Annotated in this window: 17 protein-coding genes; 3 read left to right on the forward strand and 14 right to left on the reverse strand. The window is 65.0% G+C overall.

What is annotated here, in order from left to right:
- The first annotated feature begins 157 nt into the window (after positions 1-157).
- Positions 158-424, forward strand: a complete 267-nt coding sequence (locus tag B3M53_RS08565) for a hypothetical protein (RefSeq protein ID WP_022701276.1) — start codon at positions 158-160, stop codon at positions 422-424.
- 36 nt (positions 425-460) lie between these two features.
- Here the strand turns inward: B3M53_RS08565 and soxR are convergent, their stop codons facing one another.
- A complete protein-coding gene (gene soxR / locus B3M53_RS08570) occupies positions 461-907 on the reverse strand; it encodes a redox-sensitive transcriptional activator SoxR (protein WP_273021214.1) in 447 nt (148 codons plus the stop codon).
- Between the two features lie 94 nt (positions 908-1001).
- Between soxR and B3M53_RS08575 the strand changes: the two genes are divergently transcribed.
- Entirely contained in the window at positions 1002-2150 is a 1149-nt protein-coding gene (locus B3M53_RS08575; protein ID WP_273021212.1) for a questin oxidase family protein, read from the forward strand.
- 48 nt (positions 2151-2198) lie between these two features.
- A complete protein-coding gene (locus tag B3M53_RS08580) occupies positions 2199-2687 on the forward strand; it encodes a prepilin peptidase (protein ID WP_273021210.1) in 489 nt (162 codons plus the stop codon).
- On the opposite strand, the gene B3M53_RS08585 is transcribed toward B3M53_RS08580, so the two are convergent.
- The 13 genes from B3M53_RS08585 to B3M53_RS08645 are packed head-to-tail and all read right to left on the reverse strand — an operon-like array spanning position 2684 to position 14348.
- Positions 2684-3184 carry a hypothetical protein gene (locus B3M53_RS08585; protein WP_273021208.1) on the reverse strand — a complete coding sequence of 167 codons (501 nt, stop codon included), beginning with the start codon at positions 3182-3184 and terminating at the stop codon, positions 2684-2686. The genes B3M53_RS08580 and B3M53_RS08585 overlap by 4 nt on opposite strands.
- A 2-nt stretch (positions 3185-3186) precedes the next feature.
- Positions 3187-3927, reverse strand: coding sequence for a type II secretion system protein N (gspN, locus tag B3M53_RS08590; RefSeq protein ID WP_273021206.1), 741 nt, complete (start codon positions 3925-3927; stop codon positions 3187-3189).
- A complete protein-coding gene (gspM, locus tag B3M53_RS08595) occupies positions 3927-4433 on the reverse strand; it encodes a type II secretion system protein GspM (protein WP_160093187.1) in 507 nt (168 codons plus the stop codon). The genes gspN and gspM overlap by 1 nt, the downstream gene beginning before the upstream one ends.
- Positions 4430-5710 (reverse strand): type II secretion system protein GspL, encoded by a 1281-nt coding sequence (gene gspL, locus B3M53_RS08600; RefSeq protein ID WP_273021205.1) that lies wholly within the window; start codon positions 5708-5710, stop codon positions 4430-4432. Before gspL ends, gspM begins: the two co-directional genes overlap by 4 nt.
- Positions 5710-6729: a type II secretion system minor pseudopilin GspK gene (gspK, locus tag B3M53_RS08605; RefSeq protein ID WP_273021204.1), complete on the reverse strand. Its 1020-nt coding sequence runs from the start codon at positions 6727-6729 to the stop codon at positions 5710-5712. Before gspK ends, gspL begins: the two co-directional genes overlap by 1 nt.
- The gene (gene gspJ, locus B3M53_RS08610; protein WP_273021203.1) at positions 6726-7391 is read right to left on the reverse strand and encodes a type II secretion system minor pseudopilin GspJ; all 666 of its coding nucleotides are present in this window, start codon (positions 7389-7391) and stop codon (positions 6726-6728) included. Before gspJ ends, gspK begins: the two co-directional genes overlap by 4 nt.
- A complete protein-coding gene (gene gspI / locus B3M53_RS08615) occupies positions 7388-7756 on the reverse strand; it encodes a type II secretion system minor pseudopilin GspI (RefSeq protein WP_273021201.1) in 369 nt (122 codons plus the stop codon). Before gspI ends, gspJ begins: the two co-directional genes overlap by 4 nt.
- Entirely contained in the window at positions 7753-8298 is a 546-nt protein-coding gene (locus B3M53_RS08620) for a GspH/FimT family pseudopilin (protein WP_273021200.1), read from the reverse strand. The genes gspI and B3M53_RS08620 overlap by 4 nt, the downstream gene beginning before the upstream one ends.
- Positions 8298-8759: a type II secretion system major pseudopilin GspG gene (gspG, locus tag B3M53_RS08625; protein ID WP_273021199.1), complete on the reverse strand. Its 462-nt coding sequence runs from the start codon at positions 8757-8759 to the stop codon at positions 8298-8300. The genes B3M53_RS08620 and gspG overlap by 1 nt, the downstream gene beginning before the upstream one ends.
- A 26-nt stretch (positions 8760-8785) precedes the next feature.
- Complete coding sequence (locus B3M53_RS08630; protein WP_273021197.1) at positions 8786-10006, reverse strand: type II secretion system F family protein; 1221 nt, start codon at positions 10004-10006, stop codon at positions 8786-8788.
- Positions 9993-11477: a type II secretion system ATPase GspE gene (gspE, locus tag B3M53_RS08635; RefSeq protein WP_273021195.1), complete on the reverse strand. Its 1485-nt coding sequence runs from the start codon at positions 11475-11477 to the stop codon at positions 9993-9995. The genes B3M53_RS08630 and gspE overlap by 14 nt, the downstream gene beginning before the upstream one ends.
- Positions 11478-11480: 3 nt before the next feature.
- Positions 11481-13460, reverse strand: coding sequence for a type II secretion system secretin GspD (gene gspD / locus B3M53_RS08640; protein ID WP_273021194.1), 1980 nt, complete (start codon positions 13458-13460; stop codon positions 11481-11483).
- Positions 13461-13499: 39 nt separating this feature from the next.
- Entirely contained in the window at positions 13500-14348 is an 849-nt protein-coding gene (locus B3M53_RS08645; RefSeq protein WP_273021193.1) for a type II secretion system protein N, read from the reverse strand.
- Positions 14349-14457: the final 109 nt, after the last annotated feature.

The raw sequence follows: 14457 nt of genomic DNA on the forward strand, positions 1-14457 counted from the left end.
AAGTGTCCAAGCGCATCTACGACTTTAGCGTGAACAGTCTCAATACGATCTTGTTTTCAGTCTCTTGCTGCAGGCCGCAAACGAGACAGAGGGTCGCATTCCCCCATCACACAGAGCCTGACAAGGTAGGAAAACATCCTCTGAAAGAGACATTGAAATGAATCACAAGCACCGCAAAACCCTGCACGCCCTGTTCGCTCATCCTGAGCCCGCCAACCTAGCGCCCGCCGATGTGGAGCATGTTCTGGTGGAGCTGGGGGCCGAGATCAGTGAGCGGTCCGGCGCCAAGTTCGCTGTCTCTCTGGGCGGTCATACCGCCAATTTCCATCACGCCTCTCACGCCCTGCCCAAGGATGAAGTCCGGCAGATGCGCAAATTTCTCGAAACGGCTGGCGTGGATCCAGAACGCGATTACCCACTTTAATCCCGCATGGCGCGACTGGCTCTGTTCGATGCAGGGTCAGTCCGCCAGCAAGCGTCTGGGGCCGCTGCCCTGTTTGCCCATTTTGTCTCCGGGATTGTAGAGCTGGCAGGTTTCCAGCGACAGGCAGCCACAGCCGATACAGCCGTCAAGCCGTGACCTGGTCCGCTCCAGCTCCGCCATGCGTGCGTCCACGCGCGCCTTGATGCCCGTCGAGATACGCGCCCAGTCCGCCTTGTTCGGGGTCCGGCCTTCGGGCAATTGATCGAGCGTGCTGCGTATCTCCTCGAGACTCAGTCCCAATTGCTGCGCAATCAGGATGAAAGAGACGCGCCTGATGTCGGCGCGCGCGAACCGGCGCTGACCGGCATTGGTGCGATAGGCGTGCACCAGCCCGCCATCGGCGTAATAGCGGATCGCTGAAACCGCGACTCCCGTCCGCGCGGACAGCTCTCCAATGGTGAGAAGTTTTTGACGCGGCGCCATCAGATTGTTTTTCCTTGATTTTAAAACCTTGACCTCAAGTTAGCTTGAGAAATTACGCTTGCCAACATCACAAGTCTGAGTGTTGGAGTTTCCCATGACCGCCGCCCTTGATTGCCCTCAACCGCATGTCCGCAACTGGCATGCGGATCGCGCCCTCTCCCAGGCCGCCGGAAGCGCGCTGAAAACCCGCCCTGATTATCGCCATCATGACGTCGCGCTCGAACATCTGGACGCGCTTTCACCGGTTCTGACCAATGGCTATTACAATCACGCGCCCATGGTGGTGGAGGCCCTGAGCGCCATGGGACAAGGGCGCGAAGCTCTGGCGTGGCTGGACCGCGAACAGGACAGCTTCACACCGGTGGACGCCCGGACCGGCCCTATCGATCCCGATGATTGGCGCGAGCTGATCGCCGCCCGCGGCCGCTACGCTGACTGGCGCGCTTATTTTCAGGACGCCCTGGAGACCCAACCCTGGCGTGAAGTCGCCGCCATCTGGGTGAACCGGCTCACATTCGGCTTTTCAAGCTCGGCCGCCCATGGCGTGCTTCAGACCGCCCATGCTGTCCGCGCCTTGCAGTCTGATGCGACGCCCGCACGCTTGCGCGCCCTCGCGAATGCGCTGGCGGGATGGGCGAGCCGCCATAGCTCGCTGCCCATCAAGGACCAGCCAAACCAGGGCGTTCTGGATTTTCAGGCGGCTCTGAACTGGATCAAGCCGTTAAGCGATAAGCATGCGCCGGGCGAAGGCGCGATCACCGCCGGATACGCCCAACTGGTCCACGCGCCAGGTTTCGCCGAGGAGGTGAGCCTTGTAGATCTGTCCGGCGATCTGGACGCCCGGTTTGACGCGCTCATGGCGGTGATGGCGAAACTCTTTCTGTCGCTGGCGCGCACGCCCTACACCGTCATTGTCTTCACCCATGCGGTGACCGGAACCGCCGCCGCCCGGACCCTGTCACAGATCGTGCCTGACGCCGTAGGCCGGCAACTCCTGTTCAGAGCCTTTGAACATGGCGCAGCGCTGAAGACGGCGTTCACGCCACTCGCTCTACAAAGCGAAGCCCCGCGCAAGCCCCTGCCGCCCGGCGATCCCGCCCGGCGCGCCGCCCGCCATGGCGACGATCACATGATCAAGCTGACCGAGGCGGTGCTGGACGCGTACAGACGTACGCACAACCCTGTGTTTCTGGACGTGATCGCCCAGGCGTTCGCGGTTTTGCCAGAGCCGGACGCACGTTGACCTGTCGCCGAAACTTGGCGAAAGCGCGTCAGAAGGGGATAAGGCGATATGTCCGCTGTCCTCAGCCCCCTTCTGACCTTGATCCTGTTGGGCGCCTTGATCACCCTGTCGGTGATTGACGCCCGGCGGTTCATTCTGCCCGACCGGATCACCTTGCCGCTGATTGCGGGCGGGGTGATCGCGGCGGCGCTTCTGGGCGCTCCGGTCTGGCTGCATGCGCTGGGAGGAATCGCGGGATATTCCGCCCTGGTGCTGATCGAGAAAAGCTATGAGCGCCTGCGCGGACGGCCCGGGCTGGGCCGGGGCGACGCAAAATTGTTCGCCGCCGCAGGCACCTGGTGCGGCGCGTTGGCCTTGCCGGCGGTCCTGTTGTTTTCAAGCCTGGCGGCGCTGGTATACGCGCTCACCCTAAAACTCGTCCTGCGCAAGCCTGTCACGGCCGACAGCATGATCGCCTTTGGCCCGTTTCTGGCCTTCGGGATCGCTCTTGTCTGGCTGTTGCAGCAAAGCGGCCTGTCTGGTCCCGCCGGGTTCTAGAGCCGCGACGCTGCGAGACGATCCGCGCCTTGGCGGCACGAATACACGCCGCCCAAAGGCCGCACGGTTTCAGAGCCATCGCTCTCGCGCACCCGCAACAGGACATTGGTCAATCTGGGCCCCGACCCGGTCTCCTCGGCCACCTCCCCGGTCAGCGTGAAAGTCTGATCGCGGGTGGGGCCGGCATACACCCGGGAAAAGCTTTGCCCCATCACGAAGGCGCCCGATTGAGCCGCCACCTCCAGCTCGTGCACCGTGCCGTCATGGACAATCAGGGCGCGTCGCGCGCGTTCGTCCTCAAACACCACAAACGGATGACGCTCCCCCACGCCAAACAGGAAGACGCCGCATGAGCCGTCCGGCAGCGATTGCGGCGGCAGACTGGTCACGCGCTCTGGAGCGCTTTGAGCCGGCGCAGGCGCCGGGCCAGGCTGGAGGCCGGTCGCAGCGCAAGCGCTCAACGCCAGCGCGCTCAAACCTGCAATAATCCACCGCATGCTCAACTCTCTCCCATCGCGCCGCTCTCGGCGACCCAGTCCGCGCCTTCAGGCTGAAAGCCCAACAGTGATAGCACCGGCCCCGCCGCCGGGTCATGCGGCGTGGCCCGCAGTCGGTAAGACGGCTGCGGCGCGCCCAGCACGATCCTACCCTCCAGATCCAGCGTCGGACCTGATCCTGACAGACTGAGCGCCACATGCTCACCTGCGCAAGACAGCGTCATGTCCACGATCGGCAGGTCCACATCATAGCGCACACCCAGATCGGCGAGCGCCGGGCTCATCATTGCGCCCTCCGCCGAGAGACATCGCCCCTCAGGGTCAAGGCTCACAGACACCCCGTCCAGCTGGACGACAGCGTCGCCTGCCAGGGCGAAGGCGGGCAGAGCGGCCAGACCTGGAAATGCAGACAGCGCGACGACGCCCTGCGCGTCCCGAATGTCGATCCCATTTGAAGTCACACCGATGACAGCCCGACCCTGAACGCGCGGGTCCATGATCTCGGTCTGCACGCGCATCCGGCCCGACAGAATCGAGCCCGGCTCGAGCGCTGTCTCCACCCGCTGAAGCTCGACATCGCCGCGGCGCACCCGCAGCGCCTGACCGTTCCAGACACTGCCCTGCACCAGCCCCGCCTGCACGCCGGAGGAGGCAAGCGCGTCATAAACCAGGTGCGCCGGAGCAGACATCACCAGCCCGGCGATCAAGGCGATGACGAACAGCACACCCAGAAAAACGCGCATCAATTCGCCTCGCTCACACGGCGCAGCGTCAATTGCGCCCGCACCCGCTCATCAGCTTCGCGATCAAGGCTGATCCGCTCGACCACCACGCCTTGCTCGCGCGCCAGAGCGTCCAGCCAGGCCAGCACGGCGTTGGCGTCCGCCTGCTCCATCCAGACGCCCAGACGGCCGTCTTCAAGAGGCTGGACGCGACTGATCGCCAATGCGCGCTCGCGCGCGGTGCGATCCGCCAGGGTGCGCAAGGGTTCTTGATCCTCAGGCGCCGTGATCTGAGCGGCCAGCGCGCGATACTCCTCGATCTGCACCAGCAGGGTTTCATAGCCTTCCGCCGAGCGGGAGAAGGCCCGCAAGGCGTCAGAACGCCAGCTGATCACCGGACCCAGAACCCCGAACCAGATCAGGGTCAAAGCCAGCAAGGCCGCCAGCCCCGCCAGCAGGATCTGCTCGCGCACGGTCCGCGCCAGAAAGGCCCGCCGCACGGGCGTCAAAACATCTTGCCCGCTCATGGCAGCCTCACCGTGAATTCAGCTGATACGCCCGCCGCGCTCTGACGCGCGCCGCCATCTTCCAGCACCACGCCGCGGGCTTCAGCCGCGCGGCGCAAACGCTCGAAATCGCCAAAGCCGGAATAGAGCGCGCTCACCGACAACTCGCCGCGGCTGGCGTCAAAGCGCACCGAATCCACCCGCACATCGTCCACTTCGCGAACAATTTCAGCGAGCGCGGACGCCAGCGGCAGAAAACCGGCCCCGCCTTCTGCGCCGCCGCGTACGGTATTAAGCGCCTGACGCATCTGGGCGGTGACATTCACGATGCGCGCATCCGGGAACAGCGTGCGAAACGCCTCAGCCTGCGCCGCGTCATAACGTTCGGCGCGGTCCTCCAGATAGGCCGCCTGCACCGCCATCAGCGCAGTCGCGCTGATCAAGGCGGTCAGCGCCAGCCCGGCCGCCCAGCGCCAGGGCTTGAGCAGCCCCGCCCAATCAACGCTCGTCGCGAAACCCTCGCCCAGCACGCGCGGCAGGCTTTCAAGCTGTGAGACGGTGAGAGCCGCCGCCGCGAACCGCAGATCCGGCGCCTTGATGCGTGTAGCGGAGACAGACGCCTCGCCCTGCGCCAGCGCCGAGAGGTCCAGATCAGGGCTGATCAGTATGCGGCGCGGAGTGAGACGGCGCCCGATGCCGGACAGGACAGGCGCAAGCAGGTGCGGCTCAATGGCGCCGCAAACCGGATCAGACAGCGCCGCATCGAGATCACGCGCCGGCGCGCTCCCGGCCTCGGCCAGATCGCCTGTCCGCGTCTTGAAAACGATGCGGTCGCCATAGCTCATGACCGCCAGATCCGCGTCTTGGCCCTCAAGCGCCAAGGCGTCGCTCAGCGCGTAAACCGGCTTGACCAAAACCCCCGCAAGCATCTCACGCCATGCCTTGAGCCGCGTGCGGTCCACCGCCGTCAGCCACCGTGCTCCGTCAGCGCCGACAGGCCCCAAGGCGACTTGCACGTCTTCAAGAGACTGCGCGAGATGATCTTCGATCAGGAACGGCGCCGCCCGGCGCGCATCGCGTTCAGACTGGCCCGGCACGGGCAAGCGACGCACGAATACATCTTCAGCCGGCAGCAGCACGACGGCATGGTCGATCTGCACCGTCTGGGGCGGCTCCAGCATATCGCCCGGCGACAGAACGCCTTCAGCGATCACCGCCCCCGACCGGACCACGCTCCAGCCAAGTCCAGTCTGCTCCGCCCTGGCGCGGGGCGGCTGAAGGATCAGCACGTCAGTCATCAAAACGCTCCAAAGCGCTGGCTGCGACGGCGCAGATCATTGCTGTCGCGCAGCTCGGCCAGCTGCTCAAGTTGAAATTGCGTATCGGCGAGACGCACGCTCACCTCCATCTCGAACCAGCGGCTGCGCAAGCCCAGCCGCATCTTCGCCTCATCGCTCAGCTCAAGCGCGGCGATCAGGGGGTCAGCCCAGACGTCCTCCAGGCTCTCATACCCGGCGGGCGGACGACGGAACAGCACTGTCTCGGCGTCGCCCGGAGTCAGGTCTTCATCCAGCAGCACCGCCAGCAGCACGGCGCGGTCCAGCGAAACGGTGTTGATGTTGAGCGGCGGCTGCTCAGCAATGGGTAGGACGCACAAAAAAGGCTGATAACGCGCATAAAGCTCTGGCGTCATCACCGGCAGGGCGCGCAATTCCTCCAGCTCGACAAAGCGCTGATTGGCGGCCCGATACGGCGGCGTGAACGCGGCGTAGGCACGATCTTCCGCGCCGCCCGGCTCGGCGGATCCATCCAGATCCATCCAATCAATGATCTGCGCGAGCACGCTTTCCGCCTCGCCCGGCCGGACCCCGATTTCAGCGGACAGACGCAAAAAGCCCTGACGCAAACGCTCGACTTCCAGCTGCGCCGCCTCTGTCCCCAAACGGTCTTCGCCCGAGACTTCAGGCCGCAGCAGAGCGTTGATGTTCAGACAGTTATTGTGATCAAACACCTGCCCGACCACCTGACCGTTCTCGAGCGGGAACACCACAGGCCCCGCCAGCCAAGCCTCGTCAGCGCGCATGACGGCGCGGCCGGGCTCACCCGCGTTCAGGAAGGCCGCTTCGGCCAGCTCCCGTGCGCCGCGCGCCGTCCACAGGGCCTGGGCGCGCTGATCTATCTGGGCGGTCCTGAAGGCCGCAAAGCGCGTCACATCCATCAGCTGCACCGCGACCGCCGCCATCAGCGCGACCAGTAATAACGCAGCGACCAGAGCCGTGCCGCGCTCTGAGCTTCGGTTTGTCTGCTGCGTGCTCATGCGCCCCGCTCCGCTGCATGCGACAGCACCACATGCTCCATCGGCCCCAGCTCGGCCTGCGTATAAGACAGACGCAGCGCACGCGGCCCCTGGCTTCCCCCTTCGCTGTTCGGGACAGGCCGAACCTGGACGATGTCGGTCCATACCCCGCCCATCAGCGCCGACAGGCGTAAATCGGAAACGCCCGACGCGATCAGCTGGCGCACCGGCGCCGTTCCGCGCGCCTGATCGGGATAGGCGCCCGCTTCGCGCCAGAGTTGCTCGCCGTCATAGATCCAGGCCACGCGCTGCAATCCCGAGCGCGGCTGAACGCCGCCCGGATTGGCCCAGCCCGTGCGCGTCAGCACCAGAATTTCTCGCGCCTCGCCCTCGCGCGCGGGCGCCAGCGGATCGGCGCCTTGGACGTCCAGCGCAAACAGGCGCGGATCAGTCAGGCCGTCTTCATCGCGCGCCGTGCGCATCACCATCTGCCCGACATCCTCGGCCATAAGCGCATGAATGCGCTGCACCGCCGCCAGATCGGACAGTACGGCTTCAGACGTCTCCTTCGCACGCAAAGACGTGGTCAGAAGGCCGACGCTGATCGAACTGATCAACGCAAAAACCATCACAGCGGCCAGCACTTCGACCAGTGAGAACCCCGCTTCATGACGCCCGCTCATGACGTCCTCCGCAGGGTTTCAAGCGCCTGATAGACGGACTCGGTCTCCGGGTCGGAGACCACCAGACGCAAGCGCACAAGATCAGGCTGGCCGGTCGCTTCGATCTCCAGCCTCCAGGTAAAGCTCAGCCCGCCCAGCGCATATTCGCCCGTCCGTTCGCGCATCTGGCCGGGATCCGTGTCGAGGATCTGCTCACTGAGCAGGTTCTGCGCCACGATCTGCGCCAGCGTCATCTCCCGCGCCAGTGTGGCCGATCGCGCGGACGTGGTCAGCGCGTTCATCAACGCCACGCCCGCCAGCGCCAGAATCGTCAGCGCCGCCAGCATTTCAATCAGAGAGAACCCCGCTTGCAGACGCCCGGTCATGACGCCGTCCCCGGCGTTTCAGGGTCAACAAGGCTCAGATGGCCCTGCCCGTCACGCGCAATGCGGCGCACCCCCTGCGCGCTGCGCAATTCATAAGCGAAGGGGTGGTCAAAGCCCGTCGGATCAAACCAGACCTCAGGCGCGGGAACGTCCGGAGCGCCGGTGGACAGACCGGACTCGCCCCGCCTTGCAATCGCGCCGGACTGAACGCTCAGCACCAGATCAGGGTCTTCAAAGCGATGCGCGTCAAAGGCCGGATGGTCTGTGCGCACGCGCCAGAAGCCGTCCTCAAACTGGAAGAACTGATACCCGCGCCCGTCCTGGCGCGCCGCAAAACCCACATGCCGCCCCGTGACCAGCGCATCCTGCCGCGCTTCATTGAGCGCACGCACCAGCGCCTCGCCCTCAATCTGTTCAGGCGCGTCTTCAGGGCGCAGCATCACCACGGCCACGCCCGTCACCAGCGCGATGATCGCCAGCGCCACCAGCGTCTCCACCAGCGAGACGCCCGCCTGAGAGGATCGGGGCGCAGTCCTGGTCACTACGACTCTTCAGTCCAGTTGCCGATATCAGCGTCTTCGCCCTCGCCGCCTTCACGGCCGTCTGCGCCATAGGTCCAGACGTCAAAGCGGCCATGCTCGCCGGGATAGAGGTAGAGAAATTCATTGCCCCAGGGGTCAGTGGGCAAATTGTTGATGAAGCCGCCTTCGGGAAACCGGGTCGCCAGACGTGCGTCAGACGGCGGGGTCACCAAGGCCTCAAGCCCTTCATCGGTGCCGGGATAGCGCCCCATGCGCAGGCGATAGGTCTCCAGCGCCTGTTCGAGCTGGCTGATCTGGGTCGTGGCGGTCGTGGAGTTCGCCTGGCCCAGCATGGGCAGCACATTCATGGTGATGATCGTGGCCAGAAGCCCGATGATCACCACCACCACCATGACTTCAACCAAGCTCAGCCCGGCTTCGTCATCGTCGAGACGGCGCGCGTCATTCTTCGTGAGCAGCATGTCTCTGTGTCTCCTTGCTGGCTGCGCTATCCCAGCGCAGCGGTGTTCAGTTGCAGGATCGGCAGCAGGATCGACAGCACGATCCCGACCACCACCACGGCCATGGCGATGATGATTCCCGGCTCCAGAAGGCTCAAACCCACCGTGATGGCGCCGTCCACATCCGCTTCCATATGTTCGGCGGCGCGCTCGAACATCTCCGCCAGCCGCCCTGAGCGTTCCCCGGCGGCGACCATGTAGACCATGAGCGGCGGGAACCAGCGCGCCTGACGAAGCGCATCCGCCAGCCCTTTGCCGGTCTCGACCTTGTCGATCACGCTGCTCATCATATCCTGAAAGGGTAGGTTGTCAGACGCCCGGCGCGACGCGCGCAAAGCCTCGGGTAGCACCGCGCCAGCATTGATCAGGATCGCCATGGTGCGCGCAAACCGCGCCGCCTCCACCTTGCGGGCGAACCCGCCCAACCCCGGCATGCCTAGCTGCGTGCTCTGCACCGCGCGCTTCACAGGATCGCGACGAATCGCGACGGCATAAGCCAGCCCGGCGCCCAGGAGCAGCAGCAACAGGACCGGCCAGCTCGCCTGCAAGCCATTGGACAGCGTGATCATGACTCGCGTCAGCAGCGGCAGGGTCATGTTCATGGTGTCAAACTGCTCGGCGATCTTGGGCACGATAGCCACCAGCAGCACGCAGACCACCAACAGCGCCACGGCCCCCAGAACGCCGGGATAGATCAGCGCCGCGCCAACCCGGCGCTTCAAGGCGCCCGCCTTTTCCAGATATTCCGCCAGCCGGTCGAGCACGCGGCCCAGACCGCCCGCGCCTTCGCCGGCTGCGACCATGGCGCGATACACGCCGGGGAAGCTGTCAGGATAGGCGGCCATGGCCTCTGACAGGCGTTCGCCTTCGGTGACCTTTTCGCGCACGCCCATCAGAACACGTTCCACCGAGGCCTTGTCAGCCTGACCGCCAATCAGTCCGACCGCTTCTTCAATCGGCATGCCGGCGTCGATCAGGGTGGCGAGCTGGCGCGTGACGCCGGTCAGATCGTCTTCAGACAAGCCTTTGGGCTTGACCAGCGCTTTTAAGACGCCGCTCTCAGAGCGCTCACTGGCGCGCGCCACGGACAGAGGCGCCAGCCGCCGGCGGCGCAGCTCCTTGCGCGCGGCGGCCTCGGAGTCCGCAGACAACAGGCCTTTGGTGCGCTTGCCGGCCGCGTCCAGGGCTTCGTATTCAAACGCCGCCATCGCGCTCGCCATCCTCGCGGCACACCCGCATCACTTCGGCCAGGCTGGTTTCGCCAGCCTTGGCCAGTTCAACGCCGGACCGCCACAGCGTATGGCGGGTCTTAAAGGCGTGGCGCGCAATTTCGTTCTCGCGCGCATCCTCGTGGATCATCGAGGCGATGGCGTCATCCACCACCAGAAGCTCGTACACGCCCCGACGCCCGGAAAAGCCAGAGCCGCCACAGGCATCGCAGCCTTTGGGCCGATAGAGGATCGCGCGTTCGTCCTCGCCAAGTTCCATCATGCGGCGCTCGCCCGCATCCGGTTCATAGGCCTCTTTGCAGGACGGGCACAGCCGGCGCACCAGGCGTTGGGCCACTACAGCCTTGATTGTGGTGGCCAGCAAATAACTCTCAACGCCCATATCGCGAAGGCGCGTCACCGCGGCGGCGGCGGAATTGGTGTGCACGGTCGACAGAACGAGGTGCCCCGTGAGCGAAGCCTGCACCGCGATCTCGGCGGTCTCCACATCGCGGATCTCGCCCACCATCACAACGTCGGGATCCTGGCGCAGGATCGCCCGCAACCCGGCCGCAAACGTCATCCCGACCTTGGTGTTGACCTGGGTCTGTCCCACGCCCTCAACAGCATACTCCACCGGGTCTTCCACGGTGAGGATATTGCGGGTCTGGTCATTGAGAAGATTGAGCCCGGCATAAAGCGTGGTCGTCTTGCCCGCGCCTGTGGGACCGGTCACCAGCACCACGCCATTGGGCTGGGCCAGCACGGTCTGGAAATCGCTGAGCTGGGCCAGGGACATGCCCAACTGATCAAGGGTGAAGCGCGCGCTGTCCTTGTCCAGAAGGCGCAACACCACCCGTTCGCCATAGCGAGACGGCAGGGTCGACACGCGCACATCCACGCCCTTGCCCGCCAGCGTCAGCGTCAAGCGGCCATCCTGGGGCACGCGTTTCTCGGCGATGTCGAGCCGCGCCATCACCTTGATGCGGCTGGTCAGCGGCGGGGCGAGACGCCCGCTCAGCGACACCATCTCGCGCAAGACGCCATCGACGCGCAGCCGCACCGACACCCGGTCCTCAAACGGCTCCACATGCACGTCCGACGCGCCCGACCGCACGGCCTCGGCGATCAGGCCGTTGATCAGGCGAATGATCGGCGCGTCCGAGGCGCTGTCGAGCAGGTCCGCGGTCTTGGGGATGTCGTTGATGATGTCAGACAGGCTCTCGCCCGCCGCATCCTCGGCCGTATCGGACATGGAGTGAGCGAGACCGTCAAAGGCGTAAATCTCTGACAGGGCGCGATCAAAGGCGCGCGCGTCCAGGGTGCGCATCTCAAGCACGGCGCCCGCCGCCCGTCGCGCCTCCAGAAGCGCGAGCGGATCAAAATCCTCGCGCAGCAGGAAGACCGGGGCGTCCCCGGTCTGGAGCGCCACGCCGCGCTCGCGCGCAAACCCGTAGTTCAGAGGCTTCAAGACTTACTCCTGCCCCGCATCCGCGTCCGGCAGCGGACGGGCGAAAGGATCGCCGCCGCCCATCATCATGTCGACGATGGATTCAAGGCTCGACGCGCCGCCCGTGGCGTCACGCTGCTGGCCGACCGCATAATCATAGCTCGTCCGGGTGACGTCGCGCATGCTGGCCGCGTCCCGCACGATGGTCGGACGGATGAACACCATGAGATTGCGACGCGTGGTGGAGCGGCTGTCATTGCGGAACAGACGCCCTGCGCCCGGAATACGGCTCAGCCCCGGCACGCCGCTCTCCGCTTCCTGCTCGTCGGTCTCGATCAGACCGCCCAGCACGATGATTTCACCATCATCGGCCAGCACGGTCGTCTCGATCTTGCGCTGATTGGTGATCAGTTCGACGAAATCGGCGCTCACCGGGCCCGCCACAGAGGAGACCTCCTGGCGGATCTGCAGACGGATGGCGTTGCCGTCATTGATCTGGGGGCGGACATAAAGCTGCACGCCGACGCTTTCGCGCTCGATCTGACGGAAAGGATTGGAATTGTTCGAGCCCAGCGTCTCACCCGTGGTAATCGGAATTTCCTGGCCCACCATCAGATTGGCTTCCTCGTTATCGAGCACCATCAGTTGAGGTTTGGAGAGGACGTTGGAATCTGAATCCGTATCGAGCGCATTGACGATGACGCCAAACAGCGAGCCGTCATTCAGCTCGCCGCCAAATCCGAACGCGCCGCCGCGGGCGTTCACCAGCGAGGACAGCGCCAGATTGCGCAAGTTCACATCCGTGCTGCTGGTCGCGTCATCGCCGTCAGACGTCAGCCCGCCGGTCAAAAGCGCGCCCGTCAGCGCCAGAAGGTCCGGCTGCCGGGTCGAGCCATAGCGAGTGTAGGCGAAGGGCGTGGCGTCATCGCCATCGCCCGCCAGCAGGAACTGGACGCCCAGATCACGCGCGGTCTGGTCTGAAATCTCGACGACGATCGCTTCCACCTGAACCTGAGGGCGGCGCACATCAAGGCGGCGGATCACCTGTTCAAGGTCGCGCAGCACGTCCGGATCGGCGTTCATGATGATGGCGTTGGTCGCGGGATGGTGCGCGATGGAAACAGGACGCCCGCCCGTGTCAGACGCATTCATGGATTCGGTGAACTGCTCTAGAATGGGCAGCAGGTCATCACCCCGAGCATGGTTCAGCGCCACGACACGGAAGGTCTGATTGGAGGCGCTGACCGCATCAATGCGGCGCACCAGCGAGACCATCTCGCCCACCGCCGCCGGCTCGCCGCGCAGCAAAAGCGCGTTCGAGGAGGGCACCGCCGCCAAAGTCACATTGGCGGGCGCATCGCTTTCAGCCCCCTGGGACCGAACCTGAAGACGCCCGATTATGTCCGCCATCTCTTCAGCGGGGATATTGTCCAGCGTCAGCATCTCGACCGTGGAGGTGTCACGGTCCGCCTCGCGCAGCGCCGCTTCGATGGCGCGGACATTGGAGGCGAAGTCGACGATCACCACCAGATTGCCCGAGGCGATGGAATTGGCTGCGCCATACTGGCTGAGCATCGGCTCGATCGCGCGCACCGCGTCCAGCGCAGCGGCGTTCTGCAAGCGATGCACGGAACTCAGGATCACAGAATCAGAGCCCGAAGCCGCCAGAGGCGCGCCCATGCGCACGCCTTCGGTTTCGGGGATGATCTGATAGACGCCCGGCGCGGTCGGCAAAGCGGCGTAGCCGTTCACACGCAGGGTGGAGAGAAAGACCTGAAAAGCTTCATCAGAGGTCAAAGGCGTTTGCGAGACGATGGACACCCGGCCGCGCACCTCAGGGTCAACCACGAAGGTATAGCCGGTCATCAGAGCCATATCGTCGATCACCGCGCCGATCTCGGCTTCGCGGAAATTCAGGGTCTGGCCAGACGATTGGCCATAGGCCGGCGTCAAGGTTGCGAGGGCCAGAGCCATCGCGGTCGCGATGCTGGAAAGAGATGTCATGATCGCCTGCATAATGCTTGGCTTTCCCCTAGAGCGCCGCTAACGCAGCGACGTTTCCACAGTGATGTCTTCGCCGTCGCGCCAGATGCGCGCCACAGCCATGTCAGCGGATTCCAAAAGCGCAAAGGCGCGCACGGCCGCCGCTTCGCTGGTGAGCGGCGCCGCATTCAAACTCAGCACCACATCACCCGGTTCAAGTCCCAGATTTGCGAGCCGGGCGGCGTCGCCGTCCACGCGCAAACCACGCACAGCGCCATTTTCATAAACCGGCTCCAGGCTCAGCCCTGACAACCAGCCGCGCGCCATTTGCCGTTCGCTCATCTGCACAGTGGCGCCGTCGGACTCAACTGGCGCCGCAGCGGCCGGCTGCGCTGCGCCGGACTGGGCGCGGCGGCGGCCTGCATCGGTGAGAAACAGGCTTTCAAGGACGCCGCGGCGATTGATCACCACCCGGTCGGCGTGAACTTCTTCCAGCACGATGTTCGCACTGAGGGTTTCGCCTGCGGCCACACGCAGCTGACCTTCGCCGGGAATGTCGATGATGGCGGATCCGTCACCCGGCGTCGCGCCGACGCGCACGCCACGCAAGGTGAAGCCGAGACGACTTTCCGGAGCCACCGGCGCCGCGCTCTGCGTGACCGGCGCGAACACGCCGCTGAGATCGCCGACCGCTTGCGGAGCAGACGCCGCCCGATGGGTGGCGCCGCCTGACGGGCTGATATCCGCGCGCAAAGCGTCAGAGCCGTAAATTCCAAACCAGACCGCCTGCGAGACAATCACCGCAATCACAAGGACCAGCGCAGCCTCCACCCCGTGACGCAGCACGGTCAGCCCCGAGATCGCCTCGGGTCTGTTGGCTGCGGTCTTGCTGGCGTGCGCGGTAAGCATCTGTGCGGTCAGGCCTCTGCGGCGGGTGTTGCATCGTACACGGACGCCGGATCGGCGCGAACCCGTGATTTCGCGTCCCGCTCTGCGGCACGCTCTGAAAGCAGAGACA

The organism is Oceanicaulis sp. UBA2681 (assembly GCF_002354675.1).
Lineage (GTDB): Bacteria > Pseudomonadota > Alphaproteobacteria > Caulobacterales > Maricaulaceae > Oceanicaulis > Oceanicaulis alexandrii.